General features: G+C 65.8%; 16 protein-coding genes. 11 read left to right on the top strand and 5 right to left on the bottom strand.

Going from position 1 to position 13,581, the window contains the following annotated elements; genetic code table 11:
- Positions 1-34: 34 nt before the first annotated feature.
- A complete protein-coding gene (locus ACIQT2_RS19405) occupies positions 35-202 on the bottom strand; it encodes a hypothetical protein (protein ID WP_402949704.1) in 168 nt (55 codons plus the stop codon).
- Between the two features lie 89 nt (positions 203-291).
- Between ACIQT2_RS19405 and ACIQT2_RS19400 the strand changes: the two genes are divergently transcribed.
- Genes ACIQT2_RS19400 through ACIQT2_RS19390 form a run of 3 tightly spaced genes read left to right on the top strand, consistent with a single transcriptional unit; the run spans position 292 to position 2,641 of the window.
- Positions 292-1,098 (top strand): hypothetical protein, encoded by an 807-nt coding sequence (locus tag ACIQT2_RS19400; protein ID WP_402949702.1) that lies wholly within the window; start codon positions 292-294, stop codon positions 1,096-1,098.
- On the top strand, positions 1,082-1,831 hold the full coding sequence (locus ACIQT2_RS19395; RefSeq protein ID WP_402949699.1) for a LamB/YcsF family protein: 750 nt from the start codon (positions 1,082-1,084) through the stop codon (positions 1,829-1,831). Before ACIQT2_RS19400 ends, ACIQT2_RS19395 begins: the two co-directional genes overlap by 17 nt.
- Positions 1,832-1,864: 33 nt before the next feature.
- The gene (locus tag ACIQT2_RS19390) at positions 1,865-2,641 is read left to right on the top strand and encodes an allophanate hydrolase (RefSeq protein ID WP_402949697.1); all 777 of its coding nucleotides are present in this window, start codon (positions 1,865-1,867) and stop codon (positions 2,639-2,641) included.
- 56 nt (positions 2,642-2,697) lie between these two features.
- Here the strand turns inward: ACIQT2_RS19390 and ACIQT2_RS19385 are convergent, their stop codons facing one another.
- On the bottom strand, positions 2,698-4,053 hold the full coding sequence (locus tag ACIQT2_RS19385; protein ID WP_402949695.1) for a DUF445 domain-containing protein: 1,356 nt from the start codon (positions 4,051-4,053) through the stop codon (positions 2,698-2,700).
- Between the two features lie 49 nt (positions 4,054-4,102).
- On the opposite strand from ACIQT2_RS19385, the gene ACIQT2_RS19380 reads away from it, so the two are divergent.
- The 4 genes from ACIQT2_RS19380 to ACIQT2_RS19365 are packed head-to-tail and all read left to right on the top strand — an operon-like array spanning position 4,103 to position 6,542.
- Positions 4,103-4,993 (top strand): glycerophosphodiester phosphodiesterase, encoded by an 891-nt coding sequence (locus ACIQT2_RS19380; RefSeq protein ID WP_402949692.1) that lies wholly within the window; start codon positions 4,103-4,105, stop codon positions 4,991-4,993.
- A gap of 45 nt (positions 4,994-5,038) precedes the next feature.
- A complete protein-coding gene (locus tag ACIQT2_RS19375) occupies positions 5,039-5,473 on the top strand; it encodes a hypothetical protein (RefSeq protein WP_402949689.1) in 435 nt (144 codons plus the stop codon).
- Positions 5,455-6,234 (top strand): AzlC family ABC transporter permease, encoded by a 780-nt coding sequence (locus ACIQT2_RS19370; RefSeq protein ID WP_402949686.1) that lies wholly within the window; start codon positions 5,455-5,457, stop codon positions 6,232-6,234. The genes ACIQT2_RS19375 and ACIQT2_RS19370 overlap by 19 nt, the downstream gene beginning before the upstream one ends.
- Positions 6,231-6,542 (top strand): AzlD domain-containing protein, encoded by a 312-nt coding sequence (locus ACIQT2_RS19365; protein ID WP_397324958.1) that lies wholly within the window; start codon positions 6,231-6,233, stop codon positions 6,540-6,542. Before ACIQT2_RS19370 ends, ACIQT2_RS19365 begins: the two co-directional genes overlap by 4 nt.
- 12 nt (positions 6,543-6,554) lie before the next feature.
- Here the strand turns inward: ACIQT2_RS19365 and ACIQT2_RS19360 are convergent, their stop codons facing one another.
- The gene (locus ACIQT2_RS19360; RefSeq protein WP_397324960.1) at positions 6,555-7,181 is read right to left on the bottom strand and encodes a TetR/AcrR family transcriptional regulator; all 627 of its coding nucleotides are present in this window, start codon (positions 7,179-7,181) and stop codon (positions 6,555-6,557) included.
- Positions 7,182-7,273: 92 nt separating this feature from the next.
- Between ACIQT2_RS19360 and ACIQT2_RS19355 the strand changes: the two genes are divergently transcribed.
- The 4 genes from ACIQT2_RS19355 (at position 7,274) to ACIQT2_RS19340 (ending at position 9,853) form a co-directional block, all read left to right on the top strand.
- On the top strand, positions 7,274-7,606 hold the full coding sequence (locus ACIQT2_RS19355) for an MTH1187 family thiamine-binding protein (RefSeq protein ID WP_397324961.1): 333 nt from the start codon (positions 7,274-7,276) through the stop codon (positions 7,604-7,606).
- Positions 7,607-7,646: 40 nt separating this feature from the next.
- The gene (locus tag ACIQT2_RS19350) at positions 7,647-8,318 is read left to right on the top strand and encodes an O-methyltransferase (RefSeq protein ID WP_402949682.1); all 672 of its coding nucleotides are present in this window, start codon (positions 7,647-7,649) and stop codon (positions 8,316-8,318) included.
- Positions 8,318-8,809, top strand: coding sequence for a GNAT family N-acetyltransferase (locus tag ACIQT2_RS19345; protein ID WP_402949679.1), 492 nt, complete (start codon positions 8,318-8,320; stop codon positions 8,807-8,809). The genes ACIQT2_RS19350 and ACIQT2_RS19345 overlap by 1 nt, the downstream gene beginning before the upstream one ends.
- Positions 8,810-8,938: 129 nt before the next feature.
- Positions 8,939-9,853, top strand: coding sequence for a spermidine synthase (locus tag ACIQT2_RS19340; protein ID WP_402949809.1), 915 nt, complete (start codon positions 8,939-8,941; stop codon positions 9,851-9,853).
- 51 nt (positions 9,854-9,904) lie between these two features.
- On the opposite strand, the gene ACIQT2_RS19335 is transcribed toward ACIQT2_RS19340, so the two are convergent.
- Positions 9,905-11,677, bottom strand: coding sequence for an ABC transporter ATP-binding protein (locus ACIQT2_RS19335; RefSeq protein WP_402949807.1), 1,773 nt, complete (start codon positions 11,675-11,677; stop codon positions 9,905-9,907).
- 14 nt (positions 11,678-11,691) lie between these two features.
- Positions 11,692-13,557, bottom strand: a complete 1,866-nt coding sequence (locus ACIQT2_RS19330) for an ABC transporter transmembrane domain-containing protein (RefSeq protein WP_402949676.1) — start codon at positions 13,555-13,557, stop codon at positions 11,692-11,694.
- Positions 13,558-13,581: the final 24 nt, after the last annotated feature.

Raw genomic sequence — 13,581 nt, 5'->3', positions numbered from 1 at the left:
AGGGGCGCCCGCGCCGGCGCGGGAGGGGTGTCAGTTATGAAGCGCCCGACGGAGGGGCGTCGCCGTCGTCAATATCCGGACCTTCGGCAGGATCCTGGCTGTGGAGGCCGACGTCGTGCGCCACCCACCCGTCCGTCTCGCCTTCGGCCGGAGCGTCTGTATGGTGCCTGATGAAGTGCTCTGGCTTGTCGGTTGCGCTCATGACGGATACTCCCTGTCCGTGGGTGGACCTGCTTCCGTGAATGCCCTCAGTCTACGCCGGGGCCCTGTCTTGTGGCATAGGCTGTGAACATGCCGAAGCGACCCAACCCGGCGGTACGAATCGCCCAGGAAACAGCCCACAACGCAGTGTTCGACGCCCAAGGCAACACCAAGCCAGGCGTCCACAACGTGCTGCTGAAAGCCGTGGAAGTACAGCGCCCGCTGGTCCTCGCGAACCTCAAAAGAATGCAGCGAAGGCACCCCCATGCGACGCCCGACCAACTGGCCGCCAAGCTGGAACGCGACTACCTGACCGCAGTGGCAGGTGGGGGAGCCGGGGTAGGTGCCATCGCCGTCGTTCCCGGACTGGGAACCGCGGCGTCGCTGGGTCTTTCCGCCCTGGCCACCGTGGGATTCCTGGAAACCACTGCACTGTACGCGTCGTCTCTGGCCGAACTGCACGGCATCCGGCTGACCGATCCCGAACGCGCGCGCACCATGGTCATGGCCATCATGCTCGGCGAGGAAGGGACATCGCTGCTGGGCGCGCTGAGCGGGCAATCGCTGGGCCGCGGCAAAGGCGTGACCCACGCGTGGGGACGGACGCTGACCAAGAAGATTCCGGGCAGCGGATTCGGTGTCATCCGGGACGCGATCCAACGGGCATTCCTGAAGAACCTTGTGAAGAAGCAGGGCTCGGCGTTCCTGGGCCGCGCGCTGCCCTTCGGGGTTGGCGCCGTGGTGGGCGGAGCCGGCAACCTCATGATGGGCCGGGCAGTCATCGCCTCCGCCAAGGAAGCTTTCGGCGCCCTGCCCGCAACTGTTCCCGGCGAGTTGCTGCCGACCAATGCGAAAAACCAAATCCTGGAAGGCGGTACCAGTGGATCTCAACGCTGACCTCGGAGAGTCGTTCGGCTCCTGGACCATGGGCGACGACGCGTCGATGTTCCGCATCGTCAGCAGCGCCAACGTAGCCTGCGGATTCCACGCCGGAGACCCGCTGACAATGCTGGACAGTTGCCGGGCAGCGTTCGACCTGGATGTCCGGGTGGGCGCGCATGTCGGTTACCGGGACCTCGCGGGCTTCGGCAGGCGCTCGCTGGATATGAGCTTCGATGAACTCTTCGGCGACGTCCTCTACCAACTCGGTGCGTTGGATGGAGTGGCCCATGCCGTCGGCGCCTCCGTGGATTACGTGAAGCCGCACGGTGCCCTTTACAACCGGATCGTCCACGATCCGGAGCAGGCGGAAGCAGTGGTTGCCGCTGTCCACGCTTATGATCCCGGGCTCCCCGTGCTCGGCCTGCCGGACTCCGTTTGGCTGAATCTCGCCGAAGAGTCGGGGCACCCCGTTTTCCGGGAGGCCTTTGTGGACCGGGCCTACCTTGCTGACGGGACGCTCGTGCCGCGCTCACAGGAGGGTGCCGTGTTGCACAACCCCGCCGACGTAGTGGCCCAAGCCGTGCGGATCGCCACCCGCGGCGAAGTGGTGGCCCAGGACGGAACGGTGGTCTCCGTGAAGGCCGATTCCCTCTGCATCCATGGAGATACGCCTGGCGCCGTCGAGATGGCCGCAGCCGTCCGCAGCGGCCTCGAAAAGGCGGGTGTGGAGATCCAGGCGTTCGCCTAGTCTGGTGTTCGGACTGCAGCCCAAGGAGGCCCGATGAGTGCCATAGTGATGGATCCCGGCGCGTTGACCCTGGTTGTGCCTCCTGACAAGGCCTTGGACCGTGCGTCCCTCGCCTTGGCCAACGCCTTGCTGGGGAATCCCGATTCGGCTCCCGGCCTTGAAGTGCTGGTGGGTGGGCTCCGGCTGCGTTTTGTCACCGGCACGGCCATCGTCGTGACGGGCGCAGAGGGCTTGGTCAGGCTCAACGGTTCCGAGCTGGCCATGAACAAAGCCGTGCGGGTGGCTCCAGGTGCCGTGCTGGAGTTCGGACGCGCACTGTTCGGGATCCGCTACTACCTTGCCGTCCAGGGCGGGATCGAGCCCCAGCCCGATGCCCTCCATACCGGCCGCACCCTTGCGTTCGGCCGGCCCCACGGACACGGCTTCCCCGCCGTGAACCAGCCCGCCCGGCGTGCCCTGGATGCGGAACGGCCCGTGGTGGCCAGGGTATCGCCCGGACCGGACGCGCAATCGTACGACGCCGGCACCTGGCTTCGGTTGACCACGGAACCGTGGACTCTCTCGCCGGAGTCGGACCGCGTGGGCGCCCGGCTGGGAGGACGGCCACTCTCCCTTGAGGGGTCTCCGGCACCCGGCACCCAACCGCTGGTGGCCGGCTCAGTCCTGCTGCCGCCGTCGGGCCTTCCCGTCATCGCCCTCGCAGACCATCCGGCGACGAGCGAATCGCCGGTGATCGCCGTGGTGCGGGACGAGGACCTGGATTCCCTGGGGCAGGCCCGGCCCGGGCAGATGGTGCATCTGCTGGGGTGAGAATGGCGGTGCGGGATTTTCTCAAGAATGGGCGTTGGTGAGAAAATCCGCTGGTCCTACCCGAAAATCAAATGCGCCGCCGTGAAGATCAGCAGTCCGGCAAGGGCACCCACCACGGTGCCGTTGATCCGGATATATTGGAGGTCCTTGCCCACTTGCAGTTCGATCTTCTGTGAGGTTTCCTCGGCGTCCCAGCGGGCAACCGTGTCCGAGATGACCCCGGCAATGTCTGAGCGGTAGGTGTTCACCAGATAACCGGCAGCATCCCCGATCCACGCGTTGACCTTCCCGGCCAGTTCGGCGTCGTTGACCAGCCGGGCGCCGAAGTCGCGCACGGCGCCCTTGAACCGTTGGCTGAGTTCGCTGTTGGGATCGTCGACGGCGGTCAGCAAGGCGTTCTTGACGGTTCCCCACGTGCGGGACGCCAGTTCGCGGACCTCGGGGTCTCCAAGGATCTGGGCCTTGATGGCCTCGGCCCGCTCGATCATGGCGGGGTCGTGCTGCAGGTCCTGGGCGAGGTCGGTCAGGTACGTGTCAATGGATTGGCGGACCTGGTGGTTGGGGTCGTTCTGCACTGCGCGGACGAACTTCAGAAGCTCCACGTACACCTTGTCGCCCACCAGCCCGTCCACGAACGTGGGCACCCAGACCGGCGAGCGGTCCGAGACGAGCCGGTTGACCGTGTTGTGGTTGGCATCCACCCAGTCCGCGGCCCGGTCCACCAGCAGGTCCACGAGCTTGTGGTGGTGCCCGTCGGCGAAGATCCGCTCAGCCATGCGTCCGACGGGCGGACCCCACGGCGGGGTGAGCAGGTGCTTGCGGACCAGTCCCTCAATGACTGCCTGGACGTCGTCGTCATTAAGGACGGTGAACGCACCGCGGATGAGGGCGCCGCCTTCCTTGGCCACGCGCTCCGGGCCGCCGGGGCTGGACAACCAGGTGCCGGCCTTCCGCGCGATGTCGATGCTGGCGAGCTTGTCCTGGACCACTTCCTGCGAGAGGAAGTTGCTCTCCACGAAATCGCTGAGGGATTCACCGATCTGGTCCTTGCGGCGGGGAATGATGGCGGTGTGGGGGATCTTGAGTCCCATGGGGTATTTGAACAGCGCCGTGACCGCGAACCAGTCGGCCAACGCACCCACCATGCCGCCCTCGGCCGCGGCCCGGACGTACTCGAGCCACGGATACTGCTTCTGCAGCGCAAACGCGAACAGGAAGATCACGGCCATGACCAGCAGCAGGGACAACGCCAGCCGTTTCATGCGGCGCAGCGCGGCCGCCTTCTCCAAGTCACCATCGGAAAGACCGACGACGGCGGAACGCGCTTTGGGGGTAGCCGTACCTGTGGTGGGGGCTGGTTGGGGCGGGTTGGTGACGTCTTCGGCTGGGATTTGTTCAGAGTTCACCTGCATTAGCCCAGACTAGCGCTGTGCGTGCAGGCGCGTGGGCTACCGTGGCTGCATGACCAGTGAATCCTTCGACTCCCCGCGCCCCAGGGTCTACGCGCACCGCGGTGCCAGTGCTGCCTTCGCCGAGCACACCCGTGCCGCATATTTGAAGGCCATCGCCGACGGCGCCGACGGAGTGGAGTGCGATGTCCACCTCACCCGTGACCAGCACGTGGTGTTGCTGCACGACGCGACTCTGGACCGCACCTCGAACGGCACAGGCACCGTGGCGGACAAGACCTTGGAGGAACTCCGTGCACTGGACTTCTCGTCATGGAAAGGTGCCAGGATTCCCGAGGCCTACGGTGGGATCGCGGACCAGTTCCTGACGTTGCCGGAGCTCCTGGACATCCTTCGCGGAGCCGACCGTGAGATTGGCTTGGCCATCGAGTTCAAGCACCCCAGTCCTTACCAGCTGAAGCTTGAGGAGCGGGTGCTGGATCTGTTAGCGGCTGAGGGCTGGACCCCCACGGATTCACGCGTGGACAACATCCAGGTCTCCTTCATGAGTTTCGACACGGATTCCGTGCAGCGCCTGCTGGAAGACGTACCTGCCGGGCATGTCTGCCAGTTGGTGGACAACTTCACGGTCCGGGAACTGCGCGACGAGCTGGGACTGGGCCCCATCACGGCCGGCGCCGTAGCCAACGTCATGAAGGCAGCCCAGCAGGAAGCCGAACGCGTTTTGGACGAAGGCGAGGCGGGCATCGCTGGTCCTGGCATCGACTATGTGCGGGAACATGCCCGGAACGTGCAGCGGTGGTTGGATGCCGGGCGTATTTTCCGGGTGTGGACAGTGGACTCCGAGAAGGACGTTGCACTGTGCCAGGGCCTGGGCATCCACGAGATCACCACCAACCGGCCAGCACAGGTCCTGGCACAGTTAAGCGTGCCCAGCAGATAGACGAAACTTTGGCGGGCCTCGCGGCCGTTGTGATTGAGTGGTCTCATGTCACTTCGCTGGTCACCCAAGGCAACTCATACCCTCTCAGCCATAGGTTTGAGCGCGCTCCTGATGGCCAGCGCCATGAAGCACTTCCGGACACCCTCCTTCTACAACCCCGTTGTGCCGGAATACTTGTGCCGGAATGACGAGCCGGGCGGTGCACCGAACGGCCCCTTGGCAGTTATGTCCCGCGAGGAATGGATCGCCTCCTCCGGGTTGCTGGAGGCGACTGCCGCCGTCGGCCTGTTGATTCCGGCTACCCGCAAGGCTGCCGCGGACGGCACCACTGCGATGTTCGCAGCATTCCTGGCCGGGCATATTGACGCGTTGCGACGTGCCTATGGTCCGTACGGCTCACAGAAGGAGCGACGGATCCACACCCTGCGCCTGCCGTTGCAGATTCCGCTGATCCTGTGGTCGTGGAGCCTGCGGAAGTGAAGCTCAGGGATTCACCGGCCTTCAAGATCGCTCTTTCACTGAGCATTGCGACGGGCCTGTACGGAGTTTCTTTCGGAGCCTTGTCCGTGGCTTCGGGCTTCGATTTCTGGCAGACCATGGTGCTGAGCCTGCTGCTGTTCAGCGGCGGTTCGCAGTTCGCGTTCATCGGGGTGGTGGCCGGCGGCGGTTCCGGCGTGGCAGCGATGACGGCCAGCGCCCTGCTCGGTCTCAGGAACGGCATCTACGGTATGCAGATCAACGCGATGCTGCGTCCCGGCGGATGGAAGCGCTACGTCTCAGCGCACATCACCATCGACGAGTCCACGGCCACGGCGTCCGGCCAATCGGATGTGGACGAGCAGCGCAGGGGGTTTTGGACCGCTGGCATTGGAATATTCGTCTTGTGGAATATCTTCACCGCGATCGGAGCGCTTGCAGGCGATGCCATGGGCGATCCAAAGCAGTGGGGCCTCGATGGAGCGGCGGTTGCCGCTTTCCTCGCCCTCCTTTGGCCCCGGCTGAAAGGCCGTGAACCATGGGCGATTGCGGCTGCCTGCGCACTGGCCACTATCCTGGCCGTCCCGTTCGTCCCCTCCGGCGTTCCTATCCTGGTGGCCGCGCTGGTGGCCGGGGTCATCGGCTGGTTCAGCCACGCCCGCATGGATGAGGGCCTGGAACCGGACATCGATCCGTACCCGGAAAACAGGCATGACCACAAAAGCGCAGAAGGCCGGGCGCAGCGGGAAGGCGGCATGGAATGAATCTCTGGCTGTGGATCGCCATCGCCTGCGCGCTGGCCTACCTGACCAAGCTGGTGGGCTACTTTGTCCCCGCAAAGCTGTTGAAGAGCCCGCGGATCATGCACATCGCGGGAACCATGACCATTGGCCTGCTGGCGTCGCTGACGGTGGTTAATGCCGTCGCTTCCGGTCAGGGCTTGGTGCTCGACGCCCGTATGGGCGCCTTGGTGGCTGCCGCCGTCGCGCTTTTGCTCCGGGCGCCGTTCCTGGTGGTGGTGATCTCCGGCGCGGCCGCGGCGGCCTTGCTGAGGCTGATCGGCTGGGGCTAGACGCTCCGGGTCCTAAACAGCTTCGAAGGAAACGCCCGGAATGTCCGACTGCTCCGGCAGCGGGCGTGAAGGGCGCTCGGTGCGGATGGCGTCTTCCACCAGCGCCAGCGGACGCTTCCACGCTTCGGAGCCAGGTTCCATGGTGTCCACTGAACCGATGAGCATGGCCACGAGCCGCACCATGTCTTCGATGGTGATGTCACGGCGCAGGGAACCCTGTCCCTGTCCGCGTTCCAGCAGCGTGGCCATGGTGTCGATGAGCCCTCGGGTGATGCCCACCAGGAGCCCGCGGCGGCCGGCGACGGCGCTGAGCAGGTTGGCTTCATCGCTTGCCACGCGCATCACGGCGTCGATGAGTTTCATGAGCCCCTCGGCGGCGTCCATGCCGTCCAGGGCCTCCTGGGCCACCGGATCCGCGTGCTGGCGGAGCTCGCGGGACAGAGCGGAAAGCACAAGTTGTTCTTTGTCGGAGAAGTTACGGAAAAGGGTTGCGGGACCTACCCCGGCCGTCGCGGCAATGGTCTGCAAGGGCACTTCGGGGCCGTGTTCACGGAAACACTGACGTGCCGCGGTGATGATTTTGTCCACATTGCGTGCAGCGTCGGCCCTGAGGGGCTTGCGTTCGGAGGGCAGTTCCATGCTGCCCAGACTAGCAATGGAGCGCTGATCACCAGTGGTTACGCGGGAGTAGGCTGTTATATGACAAACCGGTACGTGAAACACTGGTTTTCATGTTGCTTGCATTCTCAGTAGCCCCTTCGGGCCAGCCCGCTTCCGCTCCCAACGATTCACCCAACGCAGACGCCTCCGTCCACGACGCCGTGGCTGCCGCGGTGAAGATCGTCAGGGAGTCCGGACTTCCCAACCAGACCGACTCCATGTTCACCACCATCGAGGGTGAATGGGACGAAGTTTTCGACGTCGTCAAACGCGCCACGGAGGCGGTGGGGCGCTATGGCAGCCGTGTTTCCCTGGTCATCAAGGCAGATATCCGCCCCGGCTACTCGGGTGAACTGACCGGCAAGGTGGAACGGCTCGAGGGCGCGCTCAAGAACCAGGAGTAGTTCCTTCCGCACGGCTGCGCCGGGTGCAAGACTGGGGCGCATGATTGAACACGTGACCGAGCCCGGCTGGGTTGAGGTGGAGCGTTACTTGACTGACGTCGTGGTGCGTCCCGATCCTGCCCACGAACGGGCTTTGACGTCCGCCGTCGAGGCGGGCATGCCGGCCATCGAAGTTGCTCCCAATGCGGGGAAGCTGCTGAAGATGCTGGTCCAGGTGTCCGGCGCCACGCGGGTCCTTGAGATCGGTACGCTGGCGGGCTTCAGCAGTATGTGGATGGCCCAGGGGCTGCCCGACGGCGGCCGCCTGGTCACGTGCGAATACCTCCAGAAGCACGCCGACGTGGCACGCGCCAACCTCGACGCAGCCGGGGTTGGGGACAAGGTGGAGATCAGGGTGGGGGCTGCCCTGGATACGCTGCCCACGTTGGAAGCCGAAGAACCGTTCGACTTCGTCTTCATCGACGCGGACAAGGAAAACGATTCGAACTACCTCGATTGGGCCATCCGGCTGGGACATCCCGGCACGGTGATCGTGATCGACAACGTCATTTGGGACGGGTCCATCCTGGAGCCGGAACGCGACGAAGTGAACGCGCCGGGCATCATCCGTGTGCTGGACATGCTGGGCCAGGATCCACGGCTGGACTCCACCGCCATCCAGACGGTGGGCAGCAAGGGTTGGGACGGCTTCGCGATCGCGCGGGTGCGCTGATGGATTTCAGCCTCCGCGCTGCAGTGGTTGATGACGCCGAAGACATGGCGGTCATGCACGTCCAGGCCTGGCGGGAGAGTTACGGCCACTTGCTGCCGCCGGAGTTTTTCGCCAAGCAGGAAGCTGCCCTGCCGGACAGGATCATGCGGTACCGGGAATATATTGCCGCGGGGCACCGGAGGATGCTGGCCCACGGGCCGGACGGGGAACTCGTAGGCATCGCGGCGTCGGGGCCAGGCAGGGACGAGGACAGTCCCTGCGAGGTGGAACTCTTCATGCTGTACACCCTGCAGTACGTCCACGGCCGGGGTGTGGGCCAGGCGCTGGTGGATGCCCTGCTCGGCAACGGGCCCGCGTACCTGTGGGTCCTTGACGACAATCCGCGGGCCCAGGCCTTCTACCGGCGCAACGGCTTCGTCCCCGACGGTATGCGGCAACTGTGCGATCCGTCCTGGTACTCCTTGCCTGAACACAGGATGGTCCGGGCCTAGCCGCCATGCGCTCCACTAGGCTGGAACCATGACTGACGCAGGACGGATCCAGTGACCAAATCCAGGAAAGGCAAGTCCGGCAGGTCCGGCAGTTTCGGCGCTCAAAGGTCGACGGCGGCAGTCATCGAGGTGCCCGAGGGTACCCGCCCCGATGGTCCGGTCGCTGGCGTGTATTACATCGACACCGGCGACTGCGAGCTCCTGCCGGATCCGGACAACGGCAATGGCTGGCTCCTGAAGATCAATGGCGTGCTGAGCTCGCATATCGACCTCGCTGATCCGTTGTTCCTCGACTTCGAATACATGCGCTGGATCGCTGCCCTCGTGGAGTCCCGGTGGCCACGGGAAACCAAGCCCAAGCTCCGGGCCCTGCACTTGGGCGGGGGAGCGTGCTCCATGGCCAGGTATTTCAACGCCTCGTACCCCGATGCCCGCCAAGTAGTTGTGGAACTCGACGGAAAGCTCGCCGAGTATGTCCGCGGCTGGTTCGACCTTCCCAAGGCCCCACTGTTGCGGATCCGGGTGGGGGAGGCCCGCCAGGTGACAGAGCAGCTCACTCCGGACACCCGCGACCTCATCATCCGTGACGTCTTCGCCGGAGCCTTCACTCCGCGCGCCCTGACAACCCGCGAGTTCAATGCCCACGCCGACGCCGTCCTGGCGCCGGACGGACTGTACGTGGTGAACTCCGGCGACGCCCCGGACCTGAAGAATGCCCGGGCCGACGCCGCCACCATCGCTGACACGTTCGAACACACGCTGATCATTGCCGATCCGCCCATGCTCAAGGGCAGGCGCTACGGCAACATGATCATGGCGGGCAGCCACGTTCCTTTCGGTGATGATCCCAGCCTGGCCCGCAGGCTCCTTGGCGGCGCAGTTCCCGCGCATATGTGGAACGATGCCCAGGTCCGCGCGTTCGCGGCGGGAACCCCCGTGCGGCACGATCCTGCCCCGATGCCGGATCCCGCCGCGACGCCGGATCCCGCCTCGGCGCCCGATCCCGCCGCGGCGTCGGATCCTGCCGCGGCGCCCGAAACGTAAACGCAGCGCTGGGCTTCCCAGCGCTGCGCTAACCTGCACTGCCCCCGAGCCCTAGGCCCGGCTCAAGGACGTGTTCCAGGCTTCCCAAAGCCGGGCGTACCTGCCGCCGTTGGCCAGCAATTCCTGGTGCGAGCCCGATTCGACGATCCGCCCCTGGTCCATGACCACCACCGTGTGAGCCGTTGCCGCCTGGGAGAGCCTGTGTGCGATCACCACCGACGTGCGCCCGGCCAGTGCGGCGTCGGCTGCCTGGTCCAACATGGTTGCCGAGCCAGTGCCCGCTTCCGCCGTGGCTTCATCGAGGACCGCGATGGGCGGATCCTTGAGCATCAGCCGCGCCAGGGCCAGTTGCTGGGCCTGTTCCGGCGTGAGTTGGTGGCCGCCGGCACCTACGAAAGTCTCCAACCCGTCGTCGAGCATTTCATGCCAGGCAGCGCCGACGTCCCGCAGGACGCGCCGCAACTCGTCAGAAGAGGCGCCGGGCTTGGCAAGCCGAAGGTCCTCCGCGAGCGTTCCGGAGAACACATGGACTTCCTGGCTGACCATGGCGATCCGCTGGTGCAGTTCCGCCGCGGAAGCAATGGCCGCATCGAGTCCGCCCACCAGCACCCGCCCGTCGTCGGGCTTTTCGAGTCCCATGACGACCTTGGCGAGCGTGGTCTTGCCGGCACCGGATGTCCCTACGATCGCCACCCTTTCACCCGCCGCGACCCGCAGGGACACGGCGTTCAGCGCCGGCCGCTGTCCGGGGTAGCTGAAGGTCAGGTTGTCCAGGACCACGGCGTCCGACGCCGGTCCTCCCGCCGGACGTTCGACGGCGGTCCGCTCGGCTTCCCCGGAGGCGGTGCCCCGCGTCAGCCCGAACATCCGCCCGAGTCCGGCAGCGGCCTTTTGCAGTTCATCGAACTGTCCCAGCACCAGTCCGATCGGATCGAACAAACGGTAGAAGTAGAGGGCTGCCGCCGTGGCCGCTCCGATGGTCACCACACCTTCGGCATGGAGCCAGAAGCCGACCACCAGCACGGCGGACAGGCCAAGGAGTTCGGCGAGGTTGAGGCGGTTGTAGAACCGGGTAAGGTACCCGATACCGCGCAGGGAGTGGCCGATGGTTTCCCGCGAAGCCGACGCCACGAGACTGGCGTGCCGATCGCCCAGGCCGAGTGCCAGGACAGACTGCGAGCCGTGGACAGTCTCAATGATCTGTTCGGTCCGGTTGGCTTCAGTGATCCGGACGGTCCGGTAAATGGGCGCAGTCCGCTTCAGGAACCAACGGAGCGTGAAGATCTGCAGCGGGGCGGCGATCAGGACGGCCACGGCGAAGCGCCAATCGATCACGCCCAGGCCCAGCAGCGTGACCACGATGGTGAACGCGGCGCTGGTGAAAGCCGGAAGCACGCCGGAAATTGCTTCACTGACGGCCTCAACGTCACCGGATACACGGGCCACGACATCCCCGATTCCTGCCTTCTCCAATTGCGCGAGCGGCTTGCGGACGGCTGCGGCGAACACCTCCTCCCGTAGTCCGGCCAAGGCTTCCTCGCAGATCCTGGCCAACAGGTTCTGCCCCAGGATGCCGAGCAGCGCACCCGCGCCACCGGCCGCCAGGAGTCCGATGGCGAGCCACAACAGGGACACCACCTCGCCGCCGCTGGCGGCGATGTTGACCATGATGCCCAGGATCGCCGGTGCGGCCAGCCCACAGCAGGAAGCGGCCAACAATACCAGCACGGTAAGCGCCAGCCGGCCGGGCCGCTGGGCCAGCAACTTCCACATGGCCCGGCGGGTTTCACGCGGTGTCGCGATGGGCAGGATGCCTGCATTCATGGATGCGTCGGTGCTCATGAACCCACCACCGCACGGTAGCTTGCCGACGTCGCCAGCAGTTCACGGTGGGACCCCGTCTCGGGCGGCCCGTCCGCGGTGCCCAGCACCACCCGGTGGCATGCGGCAAGCAGCGTAGGACTTGTGGTCACGAGGACCAGCGCCTTATCCGGAAAGTTCCGCAGGCCATCCGCAATGACGGCTTCGGTAGCGGTATCGACGGCGGTGGTGGGGTCGTGCAGCACCAGCACCGGTTGCGGCTGATGCAGCGAACGGCCCAGCACCAAGCGCTGCCGTTGCCCGCCGGAGAGGCTTTGCCCGTGTCCGGTCAGCATGGTTTCGGTTCCTTCCGGCAGTTGCGAGACAAAATCGACGACGGCGGCAGCCGCGAAGGCGCGATCGTCCAGTTCAGCGTCGGCTACCGCGACGTTCTGCCGCACCGTGCCGCGGAACAGGACACCCTCATGGCTGTCGGCAAATACCCGCGACCGCGCGTGCGACGGATCCACGTCCGCGGCGTCAGAGCCGTCTATCGTCATGAGGCCCGCGGGCGCAGGAACCCGGAAGCCGAGGATATCCACCAGCAGCCTGGCCTGCACGCCATCCGGAAGGACAACACCCACAACATCCCCCGCGGACGCGGAGAACGCGGGAAAGTGTGACCCGGGCGAAGGACGAACCTCGAGCAGGGGAGTAGCTCCGCGCCCGGTTGCGCCAGCAACCGGCGCAGCCGCAGCACCCGGTGACCCAACCCCGCGCCCGGTTGCGCCAGCAACCGGCGATGCCGCAGCAACCGGCGATGCCGCAGCAGCCGGCGCGCCAGCGACATCCGGCGCCACCGCCACACCCAACGCAACGCCCACTTCCGGCACCGCCTCAGCCTCGCCAAGCAGCACAGCAATCCGCGCTGCCGACGCCCGCTTCCGGGCCAGTTCCACGCTCAGGAATCCGAGGGCCGCCATGGGACCCTGGACGAACTGGGCCACGCCCACCACGGCCACCAGTTGCCCCACCGTAATGCTGCCCTGCACGGCGAACCATGCGGCAAAGAACGCGATGCCCGCCAGGAAAGCCGCCGACATGGCCGTGCTCGCCCCAGTGAACGCACTCTTCGCGCGGATGGCCTTCAACGCCGATACCAACGAGCTCTGGCTCGCCGCCCGGTACCTGGCAATGGCAGCATCTTCGGCCCCCAGTCCCTTCAGCGGACGCGACCCCGTGATGAAGTCTGTCGCCAAGGCTCCGGCGCGGGCCGCCGTCGACTGTTCCACGTCGCTGCGGTCTTCCAGTGGCTTGGTGAGCCGGTGCATGACCAGCAGCATCAGGGGCGTGGCCAGCAGTACAGCCAATCCCAGGGGCACGGAAATGAGCAAGAGGGTCACTGCCGAGGTGACCACGCCCGCGGTGGACGCGAGGCCGCCGCCGATGAGCCAGGCCAATCCAGCAACCCTGTCCGCATCCGAAGAGGCAATGGCCACGATTTCACCCGGCGCACGACGAGCCGCCATTCCCCGCGGATGCAGCGTCCGTTCCACCACGAGTTGGCGGAGGTCGTGCGAGCCGTAGGAGAAGGAGCGCATGGTGGCGAGCGTTCCGATGCGCCAGGACAGGGCCAGCACGATGAACACCGCAGCCAGTGCGCCGAGCCACCACAGGAGGGCGCCGCCGTCGTGCGGTGTAATCGCGTTGTCCACTACGGCGCCGATGGTGGTTGGCACCAGAGCCTCGCTGATTTGGTGCAGCGTCAGGCCTGCGCAACCAACCACCACATACTTCCAGCGGCGGTTTCCGAAGAGGGAGTAGCTGAAGAGGCGGGAGGCCTTCCATGGAGTTTGCTTGTTACGCCCGGGCGGGCAGGACGGCATGGCGGTACTGGAAGGCATGCTTACCATGGTAAGGCTCACCTA

The sequence above is a fragment of the Paenarthrobacter sp. NPDC090522 genome, assembly GCF_044769225.1.
Classification (GTDB): domain Bacteria; phylum Actinomycetota; class Actinomycetes; order Actinomycetales; family Micrococcaceae; genus Arthrobacter.
This window is presented reverse-complemented; position numbering and strand designations above follow the sequence as displayed.

Excerpts from the sequence above, each read along its gene's own strand:
- ACIQT2_RS19405 (WP_402949704.1), bottom strand. The coding sequence starts at position 202 with ATGAGCGCAACCGACAAGCCAGAGCACTTCATCAGGCACCATACAGAC.
- ACIQT2_RS19400 (WP_402949702.1), top strand. The coding sequence starts at position 292 with ATGCCGAAGCGACCCAACCCGGCGGTACGAATCGCCCAGGAAACAGCC.
- ACIQT2_RS19390 (WP_402949697.1), top strand. The coding sequence starts at position 1,865 with ATGAGTGCCATAGTGATGGATCCCGGCGCGTTGACCCTGGTTGTGCCT.
- ACIQT2_RS19385 (WP_402949695.1), bottom strand. The coding sequence starts at position 4,053 with ATGCAGGTGAACTCTGAACAAATCCCAGCCGAAGACGTCACCAACCCG.
- ACIQT2_RS19380 (WP_402949692.1), top strand. The coding sequence starts at position 4,103 with ATGACCAGTGAATCCTTCGACTCCCCGCGCCCCAGGGTCTACGCGCAC.
- ACIQT2_RS19375 (WP_402949689.1), top strand. The coding sequence starts at position 5,039 with ATGTCACTTCGCTGGTCACCCAAGGCAACTCATACCCTCTCAGCCATA.
- ACIQT2_RS19365 (WP_397324958.1), top strand. The coding sequence starts at position 6,231 with ATGAATCTCTGGCTGTGGATCGCCATCGCCTGCGCGCTGGCCTACCTG.
- ACIQT2_RS19360 (WP_397324960.1), bottom strand. The coding sequence starts at position 7,181 with ATGGAACTGCCCTCCGAACGCAAGCCCCTCAGGGCCGACGCTGCACGC.
- ACIQT2_RS19355 (WP_397324961.1), top strand. The coding sequence starts at position 7,274 with ATGTTGCTTGCATTCTCAGTAGCCCCTTCGGGCCAGCCCGCTTCCGCT.
- ACIQT2_RS19350 (WP_402949682.1), top strand. The coding sequence starts at position 7,647 with ATGATTGAACACGTGACCGAGCCCGGCTGGGTTGAGGTGGAGCGTTAC.
- ACIQT2_RS19345 (WP_402949679.1), top strand. The coding sequence starts at position 8,318 with ATGGATTTCAGCCTCCGCGCTGCAGTGGTTGATGACGCCGAAGACATG.
- ACIQT2_RS19335 (WP_402949807.1), bottom strand. The coding sequence starts at position 11,677 with ATGAATGCAGGCATCCTGCCCATCGCGACACCGCGTGAAACCCGCCGG.
- ACIQT2_RS19330 (WP_402949676.1), bottom strand. The coding sequence starts at position 13,557 with ATGCCTTCCAGTACCGCCATGCCGTCCTGCCCGCCCGGGCGTAACAAG.